This is a genomic window from Nostoc sp. XA010, assembly GCF_020829625.1.
Taxonomy (GTDB): Bacteria; Cyanobacteriota; Cyanobacteriia; order Cyanobacteriales; family Nostocaceae; genus Nostoc.
In genome coordinates, this window is record NZ_JAIVFX010000005.1 from 217,832 (window position 1) to 239,771 (window position 21,940).

The 21,940-nt window shown below is 42.7% G+C and carries 21 protein-coding genes and 1 tRNA gene; 11 read left to right on the plus strand and 11 right to left on the minus strand.

The window, feature by feature from the left end; genetic code table 11:
* Positions 1-117: 117 nt before the first annotated feature.
* Together LC608_RS10205 and LC608_RS10210 are read left to right on the plus strand one after the other, a co-directional pair.
* A complete protein-coding gene (locus LC608_RS10205; protein ID WP_229553423.1) occupies positions 118-1,038 on the plus strand; it encodes a heme A synthase in 921 nt (306 codons plus the stop codon).
* A gap of 248 nt (positions 1,039-1,286) precedes the next feature.
* A complete protein-coding gene (locus tag LC608_RS10210; protein ID WP_229553424.1) occupies positions 1,287-2,240 on the plus strand; it encodes a heme o synthase in 954 nt (317 codons plus the stop codon).
* 49 nt (positions 2,241-2,289) lie between these two features.
* Here LC608_RS10210 and LC608_RS10215 read toward each other — a convergent pair whose 3' ends face one another.
* The 4 genes from LC608_RS10215 to LC608_RS10230 form a co-directional block, all read right to left on the minus strand.
* Positions 2,290-2,514: a type II toxin-antitoxin system HicA family toxin gene (locus tag LC608_RS10215; protein ID WP_229553425.1), complete on the minus strand. Its 225-nt coding sequence runs from the start codon at positions 2,512-2,514 to the stop codon at positions 2,290-2,292.
* The gene (locus LC608_RS10220; protein ID WP_229485462.1) at positions 2,511-2,714 is read right to left on the minus strand and encodes a type II toxin-antitoxin system HicB family antitoxin; all 204 of its coding nucleotides are present in this window, start codon (positions 2,712-2,714) and stop codon (positions 2,511-2,513) included. Before LC608_RS10220 ends, LC608_RS10215 begins: the two co-directional genes overlap by 4 nt.
* A gap of 114 nt (positions 2,715-2,828) precedes the next feature.
* Positions 2,829-3,011: a 2-oxoisovalerate dehydrogenase E1 subunit beta gene (locus tag LC608_RS10225; protein ID WP_229553426.1), complete on the minus strand. Its 183-nt coding sequence runs from the start codon at positions 3,009-3,011 to the stop codon at positions 2,829-2,831.
* A 27-nt stretch (positions 3,012-3,038) separates the two neighbouring features.
* The gene (locus LC608_RS10230; protein WP_229553427.1) at positions 3,039-4,742 is read right to left on the minus strand and encodes a serine/threonine-protein kinase; all 1,704 of its coding nucleotides are present in this window, start codon (positions 4,740-4,742) and stop codon (positions 3,039-3,041) included.
* A gap of 190 nt (positions 4,743-4,932) precedes the next feature.
* Between LC608_RS10230 and LC608_RS10235 the strand changes: the two genes are divergently transcribed.
* The 3 genes from LC608_RS10235 to dhaL all read left to right on the plus strand — a co-directional run bounded on the left by LC608_RS10235 (position 4,933) and on the right by dhaL (position 8,166).
* Positions 4,933-5,808 carry an MBL fold metallo-hydrolase gene (locus LC608_RS10235; protein WP_229553428.1) on the plus strand — a complete coding sequence of 292 codons (876 nt, stop codon included), beginning with the start codon at positions 4,933-4,935 and terminating at the stop codon, positions 5,806-5,808.
* A gap of 635 nt (positions 5,809-6,443) precedes the next feature.
* Positions 6,444-7,517, plus strand: coding sequence for a dihydroxyacetone kinase subunit DhaK (gene dhaK, locus LC608_RS10240; protein ID WP_229553429.1), 1,074 nt, complete (start codon positions 6,444-6,446; stop codon positions 7,515-7,517).
* Positions 7,518-7,533: 16 nt separating this feature from the next.
* Positions 7,534-8,166 (plus strand): dihydroxyacetone kinase subunit DhaL, encoded by a 633-nt coding sequence (dhaL, locus tag LC608_RS10245; protein WP_229553430.1) that lies wholly within the window; start codon positions 7,534-7,536, stop codon positions 8,164-8,166.
* 186 nt (positions 8,167-8,352) lie between these two features.
* On the opposite strand, the gene LC608_RS10250 is transcribed toward dhaL, so the two are convergent.
* A complete protein-coding gene (locus LC608_RS10250; protein ID WP_229553431.1) occupies positions 8,353-10,659 on the minus strand; it encodes an IMS domain-containing protein in 2,307 nt (768 codons plus the stop codon).
* Positions 10,660-11,429: 770 nt separating this feature from the next.
* Between LC608_RS10250 and pdhA the strand changes: the two genes are divergently transcribed.
* The 5 genes from pdhA to fba all read left to right on the plus strand — a co-directional run bounded on the left by pdhA (position 11,430) and on the right by fba (position 15,767).
* On the plus strand, positions 11,430-12,464 hold the full coding sequence (gene pdhA, locus LC608_RS10255) for a pyruvate dehydrogenase (acetyl-transferring) E1 component subunit alpha (protein WP_229553432.1): 1,035 nt from the start codon (positions 11,430-11,432) through the stop codon (positions 12,462-12,464).
* 109 nt (positions 12,465-12,573) lie between these two features.
* Positions 12,574-13,443: an aldose epimerase gene (locus LC608_RS10260; RefSeq protein ID WP_229553433.1), complete on the plus strand. Its 870-nt coding sequence runs from the start codon at positions 12,574-12,576 to the stop codon at positions 13,441-13,443.
* Positions 13,444-13,504: 61 nt separating this feature from the next.
* Positions 13,505-13,576: transfer RNA gene (locus LC608_RS10265), tRNA-Lys, on the plus strand.
* A 105-nt stretch (positions 13,577-13,681) separates the two neighbouring features.
* The gene (locus tag LC608_RS10270; protein ID WP_229553434.1) at positions 13,682-14,374 is read left to right on the plus strand and encodes a Uma2 family endonuclease; all 693 of its coding nucleotides are present in this window, start codon (positions 13,682-13,684) and stop codon (positions 14,372-14,374) included.
* 313 nt (positions 14,375-14,687) lie between these two features.
* On the plus strand, positions 14,688-15,767 hold the full coding sequence (fba, locus tag LC608_RS10275) for a class II fructose-bisphosphate aldolase (RefSeq protein WP_094333634.1): 1,080 nt from the start codon (positions 14,688-14,690) through the stop codon (positions 15,765-15,767).
* 506 nt (positions 15,768-16,273) lie between these two features.
* Here fba and LC608_RS10280 read toward each other — a convergent pair.
* Positions 16,274-17,086 carry a carbon-nitrogen hydrolase family protein gene (locus LC608_RS10280; RefSeq protein WP_229553435.1) on the minus strand — a complete coding sequence of 271 codons (813 nt, stop codon included), beginning with the start codon at positions 17,084-17,086 and terminating at the stop codon, positions 16,274-16,276.
* Positions 17,087-17,295: 209 nt separating this feature from the next.
* On the opposite strand from LC608_RS10280, the gene LC608_RS10285 reads away from it, so the two are divergent.
* Positions 17,296-17,889, plus strand: coding sequence for a MarC family protein (locus LC608_RS10285; protein ID WP_229553436.1), 594 nt, complete (start codon positions 17,296-17,298; stop codon positions 17,887-17,889).
* Between the two features lie 148 nt (positions 17,890-18,037).
* On the opposite strand, the gene trxA is transcribed toward LC608_RS10285, so the two are convergent.
* From trxA to LC608_RS10310, 5 genes are all read right to left on the minus strand, one after another.
* Complete coding sequence (gene trxA / locus LC608_RS10290) at positions 18,038-18,361, minus strand: thioredoxin (protein ID WP_229553437.1); 324 nt, start codon at positions 18,359-18,361, stop codon at positions 18,038-18,040.
* A 420-nt stretch (positions 18,362-18,781) separates the two neighbouring features.
* A complete protein-coding gene (locus LC608_RS10295) occupies positions 18,782-19,945 on the minus strand; it encodes a GuaB3 family IMP dehydrogenase-related protein (RefSeq protein ID WP_229553438.1) in 1,164 nt (387 codons plus the stop codon).
* Between the two features lie 434 nt (positions 19,946-20,379).
* A complete protein-coding gene (locus tag LC608_RS10300) occupies positions 20,380-20,910 on the minus strand; it encodes a YdcF family protein (protein WP_229553439.1) in 531 nt (176 codons plus the stop codon).
* Between the two features lie 460 nt (positions 20,911-21,370).
* Positions 21,371-21,595: a type II toxin-antitoxin system HicA family toxin gene (locus LC608_RS10305; RefSeq protein WP_229553440.1), complete on the minus strand. Its 225-nt coding sequence runs from the start codon at positions 21,593-21,595 to the stop codon at positions 21,371-21,373.
* Positions 21,592-21,888 carry a type II toxin-antitoxin system HicB family antitoxin gene (locus LC608_RS10310; RefSeq protein WP_229553441.1) on the minus strand — a complete coding sequence of 99 codons (297 nt, stop codon included), beginning with the start codon at positions 21,886-21,888 and terminating at the stop codon, positions 21,592-21,594. Before LC608_RS10310 ends, LC608_RS10305 begins: the two co-directional genes overlap by 4 nt.
* Positions 21,889-21,940 lie beyond the last annotated feature (52 nt).

The window sequence follows — 21,940 nt, forward strand, 5'->3', positions numbered from 1 at the left end:
GTATAAGTGAGTGCTAATCTATAAACCCTTAGCCTATACGCTAGGGTGGAGATGGGACACTAAAAGAAAATTGAAAATTTTAAGAGATCCACCAAGAGCGGGCAGAAGGTATCCTTCATGAGCGAATTTGTCCTACAACAACAAAATGAAGCGGCGCTTCAGCAGCAAAAACCCAAGGAAATGATTCGTCGCTTGGTGTGGAAAATATGCATAGCCACCTTAATTTTGATGGCAATAGGCAGCGCCACCCGCGTAATGAATGCTGGACTTGCTTGCCCAGACTGGCCTTTATGCTATGGCGAACTAGTGCCAGCCAAGCAAATGAATCTCCAAGTGTTTTTGGAGTGGTTTCACAGATTGGATGCAGCTTTAATTGGTGTAAGCGCGATCGCACTCTTTGGTTTGTCCTGGTGGCATCGTCGTTTCTTACCCAAATGGCTACCTTGGGCATCAACATTCGCCCTGTTTTTAATCGTCTTCCAAGGCATCTTGGGGGGACTCACCGTTACCGAACTGTTGCGGTTTGATATCGTTACCGCTCATTTAGGAACGGCGCTGTTATTTTTTTGCACCCTGCTGATTATCGGCACGGCGCTCACGCCCTATCAGGGAAATGGAACCGTTGGTAAGTTGCCTTGGGTCGGTTTAACTGCCGCTATTCTGGTTTACCTGCAAAGTCTGCTAGGTGCTTTGGTAGGCTCTCGCTGGGCGCTACACCAATGCCTCGGCGGTTCTCAACTTTGTACTGTAATGTACAGCCATATTGCTGGTTTGGTGCCGCCAACAGTGGCAACCTTGGCAATGGTATTTATCTGTTGGCGGACACCAGCACTACATCCAGCCTTACGGCGACTGGCAAATATAGCTGGTGGGTTGTTAACCTTACAAATCTTGTTGGGATTCGCCACTTTCAAATTACATCTCCAAGTTGAGCCTCTCACCGTCTCTCACCAAGCTATAGGAGCTACTTTGCTGGGTACTTTGGTGGTTTTCACAGTTCTTGCACTGCGTGACTCAGTAAGTGCTGATTCACGTTAGCGGTAGCGGGGCGTTTAGCCCGTGTTAAGTGCTGGGTAGGGAATGGGGCATTGGGCATTGGGCATTGAGCATTGGTTCTTCTCCTTAATCTCCCCCTGCTCCCCACTCTCCACTAAACGACGAAAGCCGCAACGGCGAGTATTGCGACCCATGCAGGTGCAGAAAATCTGTGTTTTCGTTTGCCTAAAAGAGCCAGCTTGAGCGGGGGCTGCATATAAGTTGTTGAAAAATAAGGAACCAGAGCCAAAATGATCGAGACTAATGTCTCTCGCCACCACGGAACATTTTTACAGGTAATTCAAAGTTACTACCAGCTAACCAAGCCTCGGATTATTCCGTTGCTTTTGATTACTACGGCTGGGAGTATGTGGATTGCTGCTAAGGGTGAAGTAGATCCATTGCTGTTGCTAGTAACTCTCACTGGTGGCACTTTGGCTGCTGCAAGCGCCCAGACGATTAACTGTGTCTATGACCGGGATATTGATTATGACATGGAGCGGACGCGCCATCGTCCGATGCCATCCGGTAAGGTTCAACCGCGCGATGCTCTAATTTTTGCGATCGCACTAGCAACGATTTCTTTTACACTCCTAGCAGTATTTGCCAACTTGCTAGCTGCCCTGCTAGCCTTCTCTGGCATCGTCTTTTATATTTTGGTTTATACCCACTGGCTAAAACGCCACACCCCTCAGAATATCGTTGTTGGTGGTGCGGCTGGGGCAATTCCGGCTTTAGTGGGTTGGGCTGCTGTCACGGGGACATTAAGCTGGTCAGCATGGTTAATTTTTGCCATCGTCTTTTTGTGGACACCACCCCATTTCTGGGCGCTAGCTCTGATGATTAAAGATGACTACGCAAAAGTTGGGATACCAATGTTACCTGTGATTGAAGGTACTACGGCAACTGTAAAGCAGATTTGGTACTATACGCTGGTAACAGTATTTGCAACCGTGTTATTGGTTTATCCCTTGGGCGCGAGTGGAATTCTTTATGCTGCGATCGCCCTAATTCTGGGAGGATTATTTATCCACAAATCTTGGCGGTTGTTGCACAATCCAGAGGATCGCGCTGTAGCTAAAGAGTTGTTTCTCTTTTCCATCTCTTACATGATGCTGTTGTGTCTGGGGATGGTAGTTGATAGTCTTCCCGTTACCCATAATTTAATTAGTGCGGTGAGTAATCATCTGCATTTTATTGGATAGGGGATGCAAAATTTAGCGATCGCGTTTGGTAAAGGGGCGCGATCGCATATCAACATTTCCAGTCAGATTCAGGAATTTTCGCCCCTTGAAAGATACTCCGTAATGTACCGATAGGTAAAGTGCGCCCTCGATGTTCAGGGACAATTACTTGTAGTCCCAGGTCTTCACTTCTCCATTTGCGGTGGCTACCTTTTTGAGAAATTAATTGAAATCCATATTGTCTCAGGATAGTTTCAACTTCTCTAGATGTCATGCGCCGAATACGGTCGCTCATGAGACAATAATCTCTCGTGCGATCGCACCAGGGGCTAACTCAATTGATTCTGGTTGTAAATACAATTGAATTGCTTCTTTAATATTTTCTAAAGCTTCTTCTTCAGTTTCTCCTGCTGAAGTACAGCCAGGTAACTCTGGACACCATACAGCCCAATCGCCTGTTTCTAGGTCTGATTCAAGAATCACGCGCCATTTCATAGCTAATCCTCTGGGATGTAATTATTGTAAATTGAGAACAGCGATGTCTACGACGGGCTACGCCTACATATCTCTAAAACTTAAAATCCAAAACTGAAAATTTTTAATATCTTATTATTTAAGTAAGATTCTTCGGGGACGATTTTCTTCATTAGGAAAATGACAGTGAACCGCATCACGAATCATTTCGCGTAGTGTTTCTATATCGTCAGCCTGAGTAAAAATTGACTCGGTTAGAGCTACTGCTGTATAACCACCATTAGGATCATCTTCAACGATAAATACAATTTCAGTCATAGTGAATCTTTCCTTAACTACTAAATTTTACAATTTACAACTCCTGATAAGAGCCAAAAAATCTTCCCAAGCGCCTGAATAACCAAATATCAACTTTCTTCCCTCTCCACCCCAAAAAGTAGGAAATGCTCCTTCTGGTGCATCAATACTAAAAGTAAGTTCAGAATATTCTTTCCAGCAATTATTGACACGCCAACCTAAGCGATCGCCTACTTTAATCCAATCACAATCTAATTTTAACCAAATTTCTCTTTGAACACTAAAGCCAAAACGCCCGTTGCTATACTTTAGCCAAAGTTCATTAATCTTAATAATATCTTGGCAGGGGAATCTTTTGATACTCTCTGAGTTAAGCCAGCCATCTTGTTCTTGACAAGATATTTTCAACATCAGTGTGCCAGTTACTCGATCAGCATCTTTCCACTTACCTGCTTCTAGCAAACTAATTAACATCTGTTCGTGATCTATTCGTAGAAGAAAAAAATCATCTGACTGTGCTGAAGTCTTCCGTTTGCCAAAAATTCCGTTACCATCGGCAGAAATTTTTGCTTCACTTATTCCCTTTTCCCATTTCCACCACCAATGCTCTGAGTAAACGTCATCTTCTTGAATAATGACCTCACTTGTTTTAGGATTAATTGTTCCCTTGATTTTAATGCGATAAGTCCAGCCTAAACCTACATCTCTAACATTTAAATTTCCATCAAATGAGTTCCCATCCTGTTTAGCAATACAGAGAGTAACAAATATATGGTTTCGACTTCTGGATTTGCCAGACCAAGTACCAACTATTGAAAAAGGTAAAAGTTTTAATTCTATATTCGATTCGGGTGGCAAATCATTACAATAATCTTTTAATATCTCATCTATAGATTGATAGCGTTCTTTCACATAATTCTGAATCAACTTATCTAAAACTTGTCCCAATTGAGGAGTAACACTTTGACCTTGGGGCAAGCGTTCTCTCCAAACCCAGGAACCTTTGAGTGCATCATAAAGTTCATCACAAGTATCTATTTGTGGTAAACATTGGGTTAATAGCCGAATACAAGTGACACCCAAACTATAAAGGTCGCTTGCAGGGAAAACTTGACCACGCATTTGTTCTAATGGTGTATATCCAGGCGTTCCTACTGTTGTGCCAACACCTACAAAAGTTTTTGTAATTTGTTTAGAAACACCAAAATCAATTAATATTAGCTTGCCATCCAGACGACGCATGATATTTTCTGGCTTAATGTCTCGATGAATTACACCGCGTTCATGGATAAACTTCAGGATAGGTAATAAATCAGTTAAAAGCTGTTTTATCTTTTCTTCGCTAAAGGCTCCCTGCTGCTGTAATTCTTGTAATAAATTCTGCCCCTGAATCAACTCTTGGACCAAATAAAGCCGCTTATCCTGTTCAAAATAAGCAATCAAACGGGGAATTTGTGGATGTTCTCCCAAATCATACAGACGCTTCGCCTCTTGCTTAAATAACTCTGTTGCTTTCTCAAGTGCAGCCGTTCCTTCAAATTGAGGAACAAATTGCTTAATTACGCAAGGTTCGTCTCTCTTATCTACATCCCTGGCTTCATAAGTTCTGCTAAATCCACCCTCACCCAAAAGTCGTATTACCCGGAAACGATTTCTGAATAATGGTGTGAGTGTTTGTCCACACTTAATGCAAAACTTATTGTCATCAGGGTTAAAGGGATTTGAACAACTGGAATTAGAACAGTAAAGCATATTTGGGAATATATCAACAGATAGTGTCTATGTTCAGTTTTCCCAATTTCTGCTTACTGAGTTTCACGAGTCTTAATATTTTTGAGCAGATTTTTTTCTAGTGACGGCTACAGTCTCAAGTTACTTTTGCTAGCGTAGGGATATAAGGTTTATCGCTCCCCAGTAAGCGCCTGGAAGCAAAAGGATTAATATGGCTCATTTAAATCAGCGTCGTCCCCAAAATGTCAACGGCGATTTTTATGTAGATACTACCTGTATTGATTGTGATACCTGTCGCTGGATGGCTCCTGAAGTATTTTATGATGTAGATGATCAATCGGCTGTTTATCATCAACCATCGAATGAGGCGGAAAGATTAGCCGCACTGCAAGCACTTTTAGCTTGTCCTACCAGTTCCATTGGCACAGTTGAAAAGCCAAAAGATATCAAAGCTGTTCAACAAAGTTTTCCACTATTAGTAACAGAAAATATTTACCACTGCGGCTATCATTCTGAAAAATCTTACGGTGCTGCTAGCTATTTAATTCAGCTTCCAGAAGGTAATCTTTTGGTGGATTCTCCCCGGTTTACGCCGCCTTTAGTCAAGCGTTTAGAAGAAGTGGGGTCAATTCGTTATATGTACCTAACTCATAAAGATGATGTGGCAGATCATCAAAAGTTTGCCGAGCATTTTCAGTGCGATCGCATCCTCCACGTTGATGATATTACTGCGGATACTCGCAATGTAGAAATACAGCTAACTGGTTCCGAACCATTTGCCTTGACTCCATATTTATTAATCATCCCAGTTCCCGGTCACACCAAAGGACAAACTGTTTTACTCTACAAAAATAAGTTTCTGTTTACTGGCGACCATCTCGCTTGGTCAGAAAGCTTACATCAACTGGCTGCATTCCACAATGCCTGCTGGTATTCTTGGTCAGAACAGACTAAATCAATGCGTAACTTGGCTAATTACTCTTTTGAGTGGGTGCTACCAGGTCATGGGCGAAGGTTTCATGCTGATAAGGAAACCATACGCCAGCAGATGCACAAGTGTATTGAATTGATGGAATCTTTGAATTGACCAAATAATTCATAATTATTCGGTTATATGGCAAAACTTAAGAAAAACCTAACCCCCTAATCCCTTTCCCAATGCCGGAAGGGGAAAAATTTAAAGTCTCTCTCCTTTAAGGCTACGGTGTACACACAAGTGCTTTCGTTCAGAACACAAGGGCTTTCGTTCAGAACACGAGGGCTTTCATTCAGAACACAAGGGCTTTCGTTCAGAACATGAGGGCTTTCGTTCAGAACATGAGGGCTTTCGTTCAGAACATGAGGGCTTTCGTTCAGAACATGAGGGCTTTCGTTCAGAACACGAGGGCTTTCGTTCAGAATACGAGGGCTTTCGTTCAGAACACGAGGGCTTTTGTTCAGAACACGAGGGCTTTTGTTCAGAACACGAGGGCTTTCGTTCAGAACATAAGGACTTTCGTTCAGAACACAAGTCTTTTTTGAGCCTTTGAGGGAATGAAACAGCTTTGCTTTTCAAGAGGGGTTGGGGAGATTAAAAGTCTGTGCAGCCACTCCACTTTAAAAGACTTGTGTGTACACGGTAGCTTTTAAGGAGAGAGATTTAGAGAGAGGTCAGATTTTATTGCATACAAACCAGAAGCGCTATAACCTGGGTTTTAGCACCCTTTTAACCAAACACGGATTATGAAAAAGCTGATCAACAAGCCGGAAGACTTTGTGCGGGAAAGTCTAGAAGGTATGGCGGCGGCTCATTCCGATTTAATTAAACTGAATTATGATCCTGCTTTTGTCTATCGAGCCGATGCACCTATACAGGGTAAAGTAGCAATTATTTCTGGTGGTGGCAGTGGACATGAACCAATGCACGCTGGCTTCGTGGGCAGAGGAATGCTCGATGCAGCTTGTCCTGGTGAGGTTTTCACTTCACCTACTCCAGACCAAATGCTAGAAGCAGCCAAACAAGTAGATGGAGGATCAGGTATCCTTTATATCGTCAAAAATTACAGTGGCGATGTGATGAACTTTGAAATGGCAACGGAGTTAGCCCGTAGTGAGGGCATTCGATCGCTAAATATTTTGATTGATGACGATGTAGCAGTGAAAGATAGTCTCTATACCCAAGGACGCCGGGGTGTGGGAACAACAATACTAGCGGAGAAAATTTGTGGCGCGGCGGCTGAAGCTGGGTATGATTTGCTACAAATAGAAAATTTATGTCGTCGGGTAAATCTGAATGGGCGGAGTATGGGAATTGCTCTAACATCTTGTACAGTGCCCGCTAATGGAACGCCGACATTTGAATTGAGCGATCGCGAAATTGAATTAGGCATCGGTATTCACGGTGAGCCAGGAACAGAACGTACAGCTATCAAATCAGTAGACGAGATTACCGAAATTTTGACGCGATCGCTCCTTGAAGATGCAGCATACAGCCGCACACTGCGCGAGTGGGATGAAGACAAAGGAGAATGGGTAGATGTAGAACTAACAAATCTCCCATTTGCCAAAGGCGATCGCCTGTTAGCTTTTGTCAATAGTATGGGTGGAACTCCGATTTCCGAACTGTATATTGTTTACCGCAAACTCGCCCAAATCTGCGAACAGCAAGGATTGCAAATTGTGCGAAACTTGATAGGCCCTTACATCACATCTCTAGAAATGCAAGGTTGCTCCATTACCTTGCTGAAATTAGATGACGAGATGATCCGCCTATGGGATGCACCAGTCAAAACACCAAGTTGGCGCTGGGGAATTTAACTAATTACGAATTAATATGGTGACTCAAGCGCAGATATTACAATGGTTGCAGGCTTATGCAACTGATATAGAGCAGAATAAAACATATTTAACAGAATTAGACGCTGCGATCGGAGATGCAGATCATGGGGTCAATATGGATCGCGGCTTCAAAAAGGTAAGCGCTCAGTTACCAACTCTTACAGACAAAGACATCAGCAATATTCTCAAAACCGTCAGTATGACCTTGATTTCTTCTATTGGCGGTGCGAGTGGCCCTCTTTATGGCACCTGGTTTTTACGAGCCAGTACAGCAGTAGTTGGTAAGCAAGAATTAACAGAACAAGATGTGTTAGGGCTACTCCAAGCAGGCTTAGATGGCGTGCTGCAACGTGGCAAAGCGCAACTAGGAGATAAAACAATGGTTGATGTGCTATCTCCGGCTGTAGCCGCTTTTGGGCAAGCTGTAGGAGAAAGTAAAGGGACGTTGGAAGCTATGCAACAGGCTGTAGCAGCAGCCCAAACGGGGTTGCAGGAAACTATACCAATGCAGGCGAAAAAGGGACGGGCTAGCTACCTGGGGGAACGGAGTATCGGACATCCAGATCCAGGAGGGACTTCTGCTTATTTGATGTTGAAGAGTTTGTTAGGTGTATTGGAAACTATTTGAGATTCAGAAGTTGAAGCAGATTTTGAAGCTTGAAATTATTCCAACTCAAAGCTACTGAAGTTTCAATAGTTAAATCTCCTTGTTTAAGGTTAGTCATCAAAGCAGAACCATTTTCCAGACTATGGAAAAGGTCATCTAAAAGCTGCAATTGATTTCGAGGAAGAGTATAGTAAACTTTATTCAAACTTATCTAATTATCTGATTGACAGCAGATATACTCTGGATGCGCCATTTACCTCGTTCTCGAATTAAATCATATTGAACTCGCAAATCCTCGTTAGAAGAATTTTGAAACTGACCATTTTCATATAACTGCTTTGCTTCCTTAACCGTAGCTTTCACTACGGCACGATCTGCAAGTAAATCACTTTCCTCTACAGAGTCTATCTTCAGACTATGGTCGTACTTGTAGTATTGGTTTTCTAATTTATACTTTTGAGCAGTCTGCCGCGATTGAGACAAAACTGAACCAGTTAAAATCTGCTCTAAATTATTAATTTCATGATTCGGCCCGAAAGCTTCAGCTTTGGTTAATAACCAAGCCCGAATCACTTCCTCTGCTGTTGCATTTGTTAGAGGGCCTTCTGCTAATTCTGGTTTACTAATTGGATCAGGAATAGATATTGGTGGTTGATTTATCTCGACAAACAACTCTGAACCACGTATAGGTGGTGTAGGGAAAAACAGATTTTTTAACCATCCAAAAGTTGTTGTCGCTACCACCCAGAGAACTAATAAGCTCACCAAAGAAATAAACACTCTCCATACCAGCCGTGTTTTCCCTTCTATGGTGTTAGCAAAAGTTCGCCGCCGCCGGGGACGACGAGAATGAGGACGATTATCTGGTATACGCTCTCGGATAGTAGATTGAGTAGGTTTTCTCCGCCTACGCTTTTGATTATGAACGGGTGCAGCACTTTTAGCTGAACCGTTTAAATGCTGATTAGTGCCTCTGCTCATCCGTTCAGCAGCAGGAATCTCTGATTTTACACTTTCAGATGAATTCCACATAGGTGGTGAGAAGTTTAGATGTTCGGATGTTTCTTTTATTGGTGTTTTTGGCAAATCTGGGTCAGGTATTCTGCTGTGATTAAATTGCCCTGAAGTCCTAGTTGAATTGTTGTGGAAAGGAGAATTATTTGTCTTGGGCTGAGGAAAATATTGAGGATTAATTACAGCCCATTCATTAGTTGTTTCTGCATCAGTTGGCAGTGCTTCTAAATAAGCTTGTACCTGTTGGTTAGCAAAGTAATCTTTTAGGAAAGCTTGCTGGTTTGCTAAATCTCTAAAATGGGGAAATACTTCGTGTTGCAACCACTGTTCTGCATATAGACACAGCCCCGGTAATAAATCTGGAGAGTCTTGAGATTTTTCCCGAATAAAAGCTAAAGCTTCGTACTCCTGACTAAGTTCTAAAACACGAGTTGCTTCTTCAGTTTGTCCCAAAAGTAATGCACATAGCGACTGTTCTAAATGTACATCTTGGCGTTTGCCCAGACGCATGAGCATTTGCCTGGCTTGACGAATTAAAGCAGGTTGCCGTTGAGCAAATCCCCGTGCTATCAAGGCATAAACAGCTAAGTAAGTGGCAACAGCAGAAGGACGTTTGCTTTGGGCTTCAAATAACTTGTGCTGTTCTGCAACTGTTAAGTGGTTGCGTAACTGCTGGATAAATCGCAGAAAGTCATCTATATTTAAACCCGATTCATCGCTGTTCGTGCCATCAATGCCACCACGATCTTCTAAAAGGTTTTGCAATAATTCCAAGCCTTGGCGTCGTTCGGCAGTTTTTTCTTGAGGTAGTGCCAACAACTCCAAAATTCGATATGGTCGCAATTTGTAAAGATCCGCCTGAATTTCTGCCTGTACACTAGTGAACAACCCTTCACGTACTAGGAGTTCTTGACCAGTTTCTAGGGATATGGCGGCATTTTCGTAATGACCTTGCTGCCACTGTTCACGACCTAATTCAAGACAAGCAAGGGCAACAGTGAGAACAACATCTGGATGTTCAGCGCTTTCGTATATTTCTTCGTCTGCTAAATTATTACTTTTTATTAAACTTTTAGCACCATTTTTATTTACCAGGTAAGGACGACCTAGTTTCAATACAAGCTCGTATTCGCCCAACTCTTGCAAAATTAGCAAAGCGCCAACTAATTCGTCTTGGCTAATTTCGATACCCAGACTCTGGGTATCGCTACCCCTTTTGGTGCTTTCTGGACGATTTTCCTTTGCTACTGCGGCAGCAGCAAGGTTATCAGGGTCATAGGCGTGGGCAAGATAGAGATGATCGTAGGTACTGCGTTGTTTTGGATCTGATAAAACCACGTAAGCTTCTTCTATGAGTTGTTTACGAGAAGAAATTGCTGCCTGAGAATACTCACGTCGAGGCAATTGTACAATGCGATCGCTGTATGCCTGCCGCAATTGTTCATCACTTGCCGCCAACGGTAGTCCTAAAATTCGGTAGTAATCTAGCGGAATTCGCACAGCCTACTTCCCCTGCACCGTGATCAACATAATTCACCTAGAGCTTTCCAGGCCTGTAAAACCGTGCCATAACAATGCCGTATAGAATTTACTCTACAAGTGTATATTGCAACAACTTGTTTTGTACCTCCCCGAAATTTTGAGTCACATTGTAGTACTAATTTTTTGCTTTCGCCTAGAAAGCCTCAATCGTTTGTCTTAATTCTTAGTATTTTTGTTTAACACAACTATTATCAGCCTTCGATAGCACAAACCACAACTACCGCTTTTAATCACGGCATAATTGTTGTGGTTGCAAGAATCTATTGATGATTGATTTTTTTTGGGACTTTCCCCACTACGAGGTAACAAAAATACCACTATTGGAGGTCTGACCCTGATAACTAGAGAAGCAAATAATATCATAATTTACCTTTAATTACAATTACCTATTTGGGTATATAGATTTTTGCCCCCTTTTTTTTAAATTGTTAATGGATATGCAGAAAGCAGTCTATCTTGATTGCTAGTCTATGAAGGGGAATAGTGAGAGATAAAAACCCAAAGCGGCAGATGTTGCCCTTAGAGTTAAATCCTCATAGGACATGGGCTGAAAAGTTAAAAATCAAAAAATTAAAAATTCAGCTATTCCCTAAGACCCTTTTTTGGTGCATAAATAAAGTTTGATTGTTGAGTCATGCAAACGCTAGCCTGTTAAAAGCTGAGGTGTTATCAGACCAACTTATTTAAGACCGTAAGTTTAAGTTGTACAACAGGGATACTCAAAAATAATGGTTCAAGAGCGTACTTTACCCACTTTTAATCCTGCTACTACGCACATTACTAAAGAAGAAGGGTTACGGTTGTATGAGGATATGGTGTTAGGGCGCTTGTTTGAAGACAAATGCGCTGAAATGTACTACAGGGGCAAAATGTTTGGTTTTGTCCATTTGTACAACGGTCAAGAAGCCGTTTGCAGTGGTGTTGTGCAGTCAATGCGACCGGGTGAAGATTACGTTTGTAGTACTTACCGCGACCACGTTCATGCTCTCAGTGCGGGAGTACCAGCAAGAGAGGTAATGGCAGAATTATTTGGCAAAGCCACAGGTTGCAGCAAAGGGCGCGGTGGTTCCATGCACATGTTTTCTGCCGAACATCGCTTGTTGGGTGGCTACGCTTTTGTGGCTGAGGGAATTCCTGTAGCAGCTGGAGCGGCTTTTCAAAGCAAATACCGCCGCGAAGTGCTGGGAGATAAAAATGCTGACCAAGTGACAGCTTGCTTTTTTGGCGACGGTGCAGCTAACAACGGTCAGTTTTTTGAGACGCTAAATATGGCAGCTTTATGGAAACTGCCAATTCTTTTTGTAGTCGAAAATAATAAGTGGGCCATTGGGATGTCTCACGAACGAGCCACTTCTCAGCCAGAGATTTATAAAAAAGCCAGTGCGTTTAACATGGTGGGCGTGGAAGTAGATGGCATGGATGTACTAGCAGTCAGAGCCGTGGCTCAAGAAGCTGTAGCCCGTGCCCGCGCAGGTGAGGGGCCAACATTAATTGAGGCGCTTACCTACCGCTTCCGGGGTCACTCCTTGGCTGACCCTGATGAAATGCGAAGCAAGGCGGAGAAAGAATTTTGGTTTGCCCGTGACCCAATTAAGAAGTTGGCAGCTTATTTGCTGGAGCAAAATCTCGCAGATGCGGGAGAAATCAAAGCCGTTGACCTTAAAATTCAGGATGTAATCGACGAAGCCGTTAAGTTCGCCGAAAGCAGCCCCGAACCAGACCCCAGCGAGTTATATCGTTTCGTGTTTGCAGAAGACGAGTAACAAAGTTAGGAGTTAAAAGTTAGGAGTTAGGAGTTAGGAGTTAGGAATTTTTAACTCATAACTCACAACTCCTAACTCCTAACTATCCTTATACCCAGGACTAAAATTTGTGTTTAGTATTGCAGTTCAACAGCAACAGTACAAGACTTATATTCTTTCAGATGAGACTGCTGGTTCTCAGTTGGAAGTGGTACCAGAACGCGGTGGGATCATCACTCGTTGGCGCATTCAAGGGCAAGAAATTTTCTACCTGGACACTGAACGCTTTACTCATCCTGAGTTGAGTGTCAGAGGTGGGAATCCAATTTTGTTTCCTATTTGTGGCAATCTACCAGATAATACTTACACTCACAACGGGCAACAATATACTCTCAAACAACACGGTTTTGCCCGTGAATTGCCCTGGAAAGCAACAGCACAAGAAACTGGAGATAAAGCTAGTCTTACTGTCGTTCTTAATAGCAATGAGCAAACTAAGGCAGTTTATCCTTTTGATTTTCAACTGGCTTTCACCTACGAACTTCAAGGTAATACCCTAGAAGTCCGCCAGCAGTATCAAAACTTGTCATCCACACCAATGCCTTTTTCGGCTGGTTTCCATCCCTACTTTCTCTGTGGTGATAAAACTCAGCTAGAGCTTGAAATTCCTTCTAAGCAGTATCAAGACAATCAAACTAAGGAATTTCACACTTTTGATGGCAATTTTGACTTTAGTCGTGATGAAATTGATTTTGCCTTTGGACAGCTAACGAGTAAATCGGCCACTGCGATAGATGGCAGCCGGAAGTTAAAACTCACTTTAGATTATGATGATTTCTCTACCTACCTGGTATTTTGGACAGTCAAAGGCAAAGAATTCTACTGTCTAGAACCGTGGAGTGCCACCCGTAACTCTCTCAATACTGGTGATAACCTGACTGTGTTAGCACCAGGAGCTAGCCATACAGCATCTATAAGGTTGACTGCTAATTTTTTCTAAACCACTTTACAAATCTACAGATGTCTATGCTATGATTGCAAAGTTGCGAAATGCAGCGAAAGGGTCGCTAACTCAATGGTAGAGTACTCGGCTTTTAACCGATTTGTTCCGGGTTCGAGCCCCGGGCGACCCATAAAATTAACATAATATTATTAGATTAAAAGAAGGCGATCGCAGCATCCAAGAAATTTCTGCAATTCGGTAGGATAGGCATAGACTAATCCCAAACACCATTGTCATGGTAAAAACACTTCCACAGCATTGGACAATTCCCCTTCTGGAAAATGGCGACAAACTCAGCCTTTATGAATTTGAGCGTCGCTATAACGCTATGCCTAACTTGAAAAAAGCCGAATTGATTGAGGGAATTGTCTACATCATGCCTGCTGCTTTGCGTTTTAAAAGTCATGGTCAACCGCATGGTTGGATTCTTACATGGCTCGGTACTTACGAAGTCCCTACACCTGGTGTAGCTTTGGGAGTAGAACCCACCGTGCGCTTAGATTTAGATAACGAACCCCAACCAGATGCTGTACTTCTGATCAGCCTAGAAGCGGGTGGTCAAGCAAGGCTGAGTGACGATGATTATATTGAAGGCGCACCAGAGTTAATTGTTGAAATTGCTGCTAGTAGTGTCGCCATCGACCTCCATGCTAAAAAACAAGCCTATCGTCGTAATGGAGTCAAAGAATATATCGTCTGGCAAGTACTTGATCAGAAATTGACCTGGTTCTATTTGGAACAGGGTGAATATCTAGAGTTGGCTACTGATAGTAATGGTATTTTGCGAAGTCAAATTTTTCCAGGGTTGTGGTTAGAGGTTGCAGAGTTATTAGCGGGGAATATGCAGTCTGTGTTAACAGTTTTACAAACAGGCTTGCAATCTCCTGAACACGCAGCATTTGTTCAGATACTAGAGCCTTTTGCCTGATGCGATCGCTGGTAATGTCAAAATAGTTAGGAGTGCGATCGCTTTGAGATGACCATTTTGGATAATGGGCTACCAGAGCTACTAAATGTAGGGTAACTAAATGTACAACAATACAGAGCAAGTATAGGGCATACTACAGCTGTAGAGGGCAAGTATAGAACACATTTATAATAACGAAGGCGTAAACTTTTTCAACATAGACACACGACACTAGTTATAATTTCCTATAAGTTGAAAAAACTCTTAAGATTTAGCGTAATAAATACGCTTTTCTCAGACCGACTAGCTGACAACCACATTAGGAGGACTATCTATGGCGCTTGTACCACTGCGGCTGCTGTTGGATCACGCAGCTGAAAACGGTTACGGCATCCCAGCTTTCAACGTTAACAATTTGGAGCAGATTCAGGCGATAATGAAGGCTGCTGTCGAGACAGATAGCCCTGTAATTTTGCAAGCTTCACGCGGCGCTCGTAATTATGCAGGAGAAAACTTTCTCCGCCACCTGATTTTGGCAGCCGTAGAAACCTATCCTCAGATTCCCATTGTCATGCACCAAGATCATGGTAATGCTCCTTCTACTTGCTACTCAGCAATGAAGAACAACTTCACCAGCGTGATGATGGATGGTTCTTTAGAAGCTGATGCTAAGACCCCCGCTAGCTTCGAGTACAACGTTAATGTTACCCGCGAAGTTGTAAATGTAGCTCATGCTTTGGGTGTAAGTGTTGAAGGTGAACTCGGTTGTTTGGGTTCTCTAGAAACTGGTGCTGGTGAAGCTGAAGATGGTCACGGCTTTGAAGGTACACTTGACCACTCTCAACTGTTAACCGACCCCGATGAAGCTGTTGACTTCGTAGAAGCAACCCAAGTAGATGCTTTGGCTGTTGCCATTGGCACAAGCCACGGTGCTTACAAGTTTACCCGCAAGCCGACTGGGGAAATTTTGGCAATCAGCCGCATTGAAGAAATTCACCGCCGTCTGCCTAACACCCACTTGGTAATGCACGGTTCTTCTTCTGTACCTGAAGATTTGCTTGCACTGATTAACCAGTATGGTGGTGCAATTCCTGAAACCTACGGTGTACCTGTAGAAGAAATCCAAAAAGGGATCAAGAGCGGTGTACGTAAAGTAAACATCGACACCGACAACCGTTTGGCTATTACTGCTGCTGTACGTGAAGCTTTGGCTAAGAAACCAGAGGAATTTGACCCCCGTCACTTCCTCAAGCCTTCTATTACATACATGCAGAAGGTTTGTGCTGAACGCTATCAGCAATTTGGCACAGCTGGCAACGCAAGCAAGATTAAGCAAATTTCCTTGGAAGATTTTGCTGCTAAGTATGCTAAAGGTGAACTCAACGTTGTTACCAAGGCAGCTGCTAAAGTTTAATTTTGACAACAAATAAATAGGAGCATAGCAAGACTATGCTCCTAAAAAACTAATAATTTTAATGTTGTCAGAAACCGGGTAAACACCCGGTTTTTTTTTGTAGCAGTTCTCAATTGCATGGAATATAGACCTAACCCCCAGCCCCTTCCCTGCAAGGGAAGGGGAGCAAAATTCAAAGCCTCTCTCCTTTTAGGCTATCCATTACCCGGATCTTTCTTAAGATTTGCGAAAGCATTCACTCAGGTTTTTATAACCCTATTCGTTCGTTATTGATTCTCAATAAAAACGCAGTTTTAGCAAAAGTATTAAACGCAAATTTGTCAAGTATGCCTAACCCCTCAGTTTTGAAAATAGTTATAAAACCAGGGTTTCAAGATTGTAAAGAAAGATGTGGGTAACGCATAGCCTTTTAGGAGAGAGGTTTGGAAGTGAGGTCAAAGTATATTGCTTCCATTCGAGAAGCCCTATATTCATAAGGGCGGTATTGCTCTCCGTGCCCCCACTCCCTAGAACACCCGATGTTGTAAAGATGGCATTTGACGACGGACTTGTTCGAGCCTAGTGGGCTTGATTTCTGCGATCGCAATTCCCGGTTTTTCCCCGGCATCGGCTAAAATTACGCCCCAAGGGTCGATAATAACGGCGTGGCCGTGGGTTAGACGGCGGGCGTAGTTATTGCCTGTTTGGGCAGGAGCAATGACGTAGGCGGTATTTTCGATGGCTCTGGCTTGTAGTAGTACTTGCCAATGGTCTTTGCCAGTAAAGGCGGTAAAGGCCGCGGGAATAAAGATAACATCAGCTCCCTTATCTGCCAGATGACGGTACAGTTCAGGGAAGCGGACATCATAACAAATGGAAAGTCCTAAATTACCAAGCTTTTCTGAAACATGGACAGGTGGTAGTTGCGTGCCAGCCACAACCGTGCTGGATTCTCGATAGGTGTTGCCGTCGGGGACATCAACATCAAATAGGTGTACTTTGTAGTAGCGAGAAAGTTCTTGACCGTTTGGGTCAATGAGTAGAGTGGTGTTATAAACTTTGCCTGTATTGTCTACCGGAACTGGAAAGCTGCCGCCCAAGATCGTAATTTGAAAGCGTTGAGCCATTTTTTTCAGAAACTTTTCACTTTCAAGAGCGATCGCATCACCTTGCGCGAGTTTATCTTTTTCTTCTCCCATATAGGAAAAGTTTTCTGGCAAACCTACCAATTCAGCACCTTGACGCACGGCAAGCTCTATTAATTCTTCTGCCTGTGCCAAATTTTTTTGTAAATCGGGCACACTGGTCAATTGAATAGCGGCGGCTAAATAAGACTTCATAGATTCAACAACGAACAGTTGATTTATGGAAAAGCGATTATCAAAATATATCGTTACTTCAACATCTGTGGAACTTAATTAGAAATGCCTCAGCCAAGATTTTCTTTACGAGACTTGTTTTATGCTGATCTTAATCTTCCTCTGGGTCATAGCAAACTGAGCAAGATAAAGATTAGGTTGTGATCAAACCTTGATAAAAACTGTCTACTGTGGATATTTCTATTCTCATTCAAACATTTATCGCTGTGTTTGTCTTGGCGGATGCTGTGGGCAATATACCGATTGTTTTAGTTTTGACTAAGGGCATGATGCCAGACCAAAGAAACAAAGTCATAGATAAAGCAATTGTCATTGCGATCGTAGTTCTTTTGCTATTTGCCTTTGCAGGGCAAATAATTTTAAATTACTTGGAAATCAGTATCGGCTCTTTGCGAGTAGCAGGAGGACTATTGTTGCTGTTAATTGCTTTGCAAATGCTGCGGGGAGAATTAGATCAGCCGATTATTGAAGAAGGACGCGATGTCGCAATTACTCCATTAGCTTTACCACTGCTAGCTGGGCCGGGGACTTTGACGACGGTGATGCTATTGATGTCGAAATCACAGAGTCCGCATATTGCTGTGGCGGTGGGTATCTTAGGAGCGATGTTTGTCACTTGGTTAATTTTGCGTTTAGCAAATCTCATTGACCAGTGGATTGGTGCAGAAGGTGGAGTGATTGTGACTCAACTTTTGGGTTTTTTGTTAGCGGCGCTAGCCGTGGAAATTGGTAGTACGGGAATTAGGGAGTTGTTTTTGAGCTAGAAAACTCCTAAAAATATTCTGAAACTGTATACAAATGTAAATAAGTTTGAGAGACGAGGAATTCGCGCCTCTCAAACTTGTTTATAAAAATTAACCTAAAGTTAGAACAAGATGGATAACTCAAGAGGAGTTTATTGCCAATTGAGTTTCAAAGATACTTTTCGAGAGTGGAAGCTAATGTAGTTTTAGGCACAGCGCCGACTACCATATCCACTTTCTGTCCATCTTTAAAAATCATTAATGTGGGAATACTGCGGATGCCGTACTGACTAGCAACTTGAGGATTTTCATCCGTGTTGACTTTGACGACCTTAATTTGACCTTTGTACTGTTCGGAGATTTCATCGACAACAGGAGCTACCATACGGCATGGTCCGCACCAGGGTGCCCAAAAGTCAACTAAAACGGGTACCTCGCTGTCGAGTACTTCTTGCTTGAAACTAGAATCGGTAACTTGCGCGGCTGTTGACATGCCTAAAACCTTCGTCAATAATATCTGAACTTGGTGAAAATTCTACCATAGCAAAAACCTCAGCTTAGAAGTCCGACGATGTACATTTGCAAAGAAGCTCTAGAATTTATTTATAAACATAAGGAACCGCCCGAACAGTAGTCCGGGCGGAGTGTGGTGTGAGGAGTGAACGGAAACATTCGTCTCCGCTATCTCTATTGTAGGCGACATATCGAATTTTTCCAGCAATTGTTTAGGGGGCTGGAAAAATTTATTGAAGAATTGGGGAGTGGGGAGTGGAAGGAGGCAGAGGGGATCTTAGCTGGGAGCAGAGGGGAAAGAGAAAGAGGTAATTTTTTATTCTACCCGTTGCCGCCAGCAAGAACTGCTTCATCTCCCCCTGCACCCTGCCCCCTGCTTCTTCCTCATCTCCCTATTCCCTTATTTCCCCATACCTAATTGTTGAGCTTTTTGGTAAACTTTACCCTCGGTTAACAGGGAAGGCGCAATCACAACTTCCACTTGTTGCATTTCTTTAATATTTTTGGCTCCTAAAGTGCCCATGCTGGTCTTTAAGGCTCCTAAAAGATTGTGAGTGCCATCATCTAGCCCTGCTGGGCCAACGAGTATTTGCTCTAGGCTACCGGTGGTGGCAACGCGAATCCGGGTGCCACGGGGCAACACTGGGCTGGGAGTAGCCATGCCCCAATGATAACCTCGTCCTGGGGCTTCTGCGGCTCTAGCAAAGGGAGAACCGATCATCACACCATCGGCACCGCAGGCGATGCATTTACAAATGTCGCCACCGGTGATTAAACCACCATCAGCAATAATGGGAATATAGTTGCCAGTTTCCTTGTAGTAATCATCTCGTGCTGCTGCACAATCTGCGATCGCAGTTGCCTGTGGTACACCCACACCCAACACCCCACGGGACGTACAAGCGGCACCAGGTCCAATTCCCACCAGTACGCCAGCCGCCCCAGCTTTCAACAAATTCAAAGTGACTTCGTAAGTCACACAATTCCCCAACACCACGGGAATGGGCATGGAACGGCAAAATTCTGCTAAATCAAGTGGTACTACAGACTCTGGTGATAGATGTGCAGTAGAAACTACTGTAGCCTGTACAAAAAATAAATCTGCCCCAGCTTTGGCTACTGCCTCACCGTATTTACTTGCACCGGCTGGAGTCGCACTTACCGCCGCAATGCCACCTTGTTGTTTAATTTCCTGAATCCGTTGTTCAATTAATTCTGGCTTTATTGGTTCGGCATAGAGTTCTTGCATCAGGGCAACAAATTCATCTTTCCCCACAGAGGCAATCCGATCTAATATTGGCTCTGGGTCAGTATAGCGAGTGTGAATACCCTCTAAATTGAGGACACCTAATGCTCCTAACTGTGACAAACGTACAGCCATACGAACATCTACTACACCATCCATCGCACTAGCAATTATCGGGATTTCTCGCTCAATATTACCAATACGCCACTTAGTATCTGCCAAACTGGGGTCTAGTGTTCTGTTACCAGGGACTAGAGCAATTTCATCTATTCCGTAAGCTCTGCGAGCTGTTTTTCCCCGCCCAAGTTGAATTTCCACGCTTTAATTTTTCTTAAATCTGTTTAAGCTAGGGTATCAAATTGTGAGATATGTTGGGGCGTTTTTTTCCTGAACTACACAGATAAATTTGAGCTACCCAAGCAAACCGCCGCTCGAAACTTTGATGGACGCAAATTATTTACCAGGGAGCTAAATGAGCAAAAATTGTTAATTGGTTTTTATATTGTGTTCTTTGAGAGTTGGTGTTGCGCTAGTTTGTGGCAATTGGACAATGATAGTGTCTATTATTACTGAGTTAATGTCAATCTTATTGGCATTAGTTCTCTTAATTTACCTATATTTGCTTAGGTCAAGATCAGACAAATTCTCATAAATGATACAAAATTGGAATAGTTTGTATCGTTTCCAATCGATAAACCTTCTGAATCTGAAGATTTTCAATTCCAAAATCCAAAATCCAAAATTGGTTTGATTTACCGTTTATTTTTAACTGTATCCACACCAGTGTAACCAGTAGTTATCCAAAGTATCGCTCTAGCTCCATCGCGAATAGATTTTTCAATAGATTCAGGTGGTTTTTCTGAAGGAACTGGCACTGGTTTTAAATAAATACCTCGACTACCCAAAATAATTTCGCCGATAACACAAGCCCGGCGCATGTGGAAATCTGAAGTAATCAAATAAACGCTCTTGATGTCACGAGCTTGCAAATCATCTACCAAGGTAGTAAAATTAGTAACAGTATCTACGGCTTCATAGTCCAAGTGTAAACGTTTGGGATCAACACCAGCTTTGCTAAAAACTCGTTGGGTGAATCTAGCTGGACTACCCCCAGTAATCCAAATTGGTATATTTGGATGCTGGCGAACAAAGTCGGCCGTAAACTTCTCTCGCTCTAAACGTCTCGTTGAACCACCCAACACTACAACTGCTTGCGGCTGTACAATTTGGTTTTGTACTTCTTTGTATCCCCACCAGCTCATTAGCGGTAGGACAAAAGCCATAAAATGAAAAGATTTACGTGTAAAAAATAGCTTATTCAAGGCTCAATAACTTTAATATACTAAGTCCAAAATTTCCTCTGGCTAGAAGAAAAACAACAATTGATAGTAGAGTAGCAAACTCCTATAAAGTCTGTCCAAATTTATATTTGGGTGATTTTCGTGTTGCAGCGCGATTAAGCGTACTTTAAGTTTTTTCTCTAATTGATGGATTATCCTAACCGATATCGGACAATCCATCAAAGGGTTTTAGCATCTTCTCAAAGAACCCCATTTAGTAGTTGACTTTTCATGTTATCTAGAAAATACCTATCCTAAAATATTGTAAAGTCAGGCAAGCGCTGGTAGGTTTGGCATTGCCTTTGTTAAATCCTTCTAAAAAATTTGTCTTGAGATGCAGCGATCGCACATTTTGTGAGAATATATAAGCAGGCGATCGCTGATCACAAATAGCTATTAATACTCACAACAATTCCCTAAATTCTTCACGAGTTATTTGGCAATCGCGTAATATTTGTGCCAGTAAACCACGACCAATTGTTTCACCTGAATGTACAGGAACTACTGTCCTGCGCCCATCACTGTGTATCATAATATGATGACCACCACGTACCCTAGCCACTTCAAAATCGACTTTGCTAAGGGCTGCAATAACTTCCCTTCCTGTGACGCTTGGGAATTGACTCATATATCAACTGCGACTCGCTGAATACCAACAAAGTCCAGTAAATCTTGCTGTTCTTCCTCAAATTCTAAACAAAGTTCAATCGCTTCTCTAATACGCTCTATTAACTCATCTAAAGTTTTGGCTTGCGTATGACAACCAGGAAGATTTGGGACGGAAGCAACAAAGTAGCCGTCTGCATCTCGTTCAATAATTACATTAAATTCTCGCTTCATCATCAACTTCCCTGAAGTTATATTATAAAGAAAATGCTGAAAACCCCGCGCTTTCAAGACGGGGATGAAAGCTAGTTGCATCTTAAAAGATGCTCATAGTGGTAAAATGTTTTCAACAGGAACGGTAATTAAC

What these genes read in the sequence shown, in the direction of transcription:
- LC608_RS10205 (WP_229553423.1), top strand. Translation starts at nt 118, where the DNA reads ATGAGCGAATTTGTCCTACAACAACAAAATGAAGCGGCGCTTCAGCAG.
- LC608_RS10210 (WP_229553424.1), top strand. Translation starts at nt 1,287, where the DNA reads ATGATCGAGACTAATGTCTCTCGCCACCACGGAACATTTTTACAGGTA.
- LC608_RS10215 (WP_229553425.1), bottom strand. Translation starts at nt 2,514, where the DNA reads ATGAGCGACCGTATTCGGCGCATGACATCTAGAGAAGTTGAAACTATC.
- LC608_RS10220 (WP_229485462.1), bottom strand. Translation starts at nt 2,714, where the DNA reads ATGAAATGGCGCGTGATTCTTGAATCAGACCTAGAAACAGGCGATTGG.
- LC608_RS10225 (WP_229553426.1), bottom strand. Translation starts at nt 3,011, where the DNA reads ATGACTGAAATTGTATTTATCGTTGAAGATGATCCTAATGGTGGTTAT.
- LC608_RS10230 (WP_229553427.1), bottom strand. Translation starts at nt 4,742, where the DNA reads ATGCTTTACTGTTCTAATTCCAGTTGTTCAAATCCCTTTAACCCTGAT.
- LC608_RS10235 (WP_229553428.1), top strand. Translation starts at nt 4,933, where the DNA reads ATGGCTCATTTAAATCAGCGTCGTCCCCAAAATGTCAACGGCGATTTT.
- dhaK (WP_229553429.1), top strand. Translation starts at nt 6,444, where the DNA reads ATGAAAAAGCTGATCAACAAGCCGGAAGACTTTGTGCGGGAAAGTCTA.
- dhaL (WP_229553430.1), top strand. Translation starts at nt 7,534, where the DNA reads ATGGTGACTCAAGCGCAGATATTACAATGGTTGCAGGCTTATGCAACT.
- pdhA (WP_229553432.1), top strand. Translation starts at nt 11,430, where the DNA reads ATGGTTCAAGAGCGTACTTTACCCACTTTTAATCCTGCTACTACGCAC.
- LC608_RS10270 (WP_229553434.1), top strand. Translation starts at nt 13,682, where the DNA reads ATGGTAAAAACACTTCCACAGCATTGGACAATTCCCCTTCTGGAAAAT.
- fba (WP_094333634.1), top strand. Translation starts at nt 14,688, where the DNA reads ATGGCGCTTGTACCACTGCGGCTGCTGTTGGATCACGCAGCTGAAAAC.
- LC608_RS10280 (WP_229553435.1), bottom strand. Translation starts at nt 17,086, where the DNA reads ATGAAGTCTTATTTAGCCGCCGCTATTCAATTGACCAGTGTGCCCGAT.
- trxA (WP_229553437.1), bottom strand. Translation starts at nt 18,361, where the DNA reads ATGTCAACAGCCGCGCAAGTTACCGATTCTAGTTTCAAGCAAGAAGTA.
- LC608_RS10300 (WP_229553439.1), bottom strand. Translation starts at nt 20,910, where the DNA reads ATGGCTTTTGTCCTACCGCTAATGAGCTGGTGGGGATACAAAGAAGTA.
- LC608_RS10305 (WP_229553440.1), bottom strand. Translation starts at nt 21,595, where the DNA reads ATGAGTCAATTCCCAAGCGTCACAGGAAGGGAAGTTATTGCAGCCCTT.
- LC608_RS10310 (WP_229553441.1), bottom strand. Translation starts at nt 21,888, where the DNA reads ATGCAACTAGCTTTCATCCCCGTCTTGAAAGCGCGGGGTTTTCAGCAT.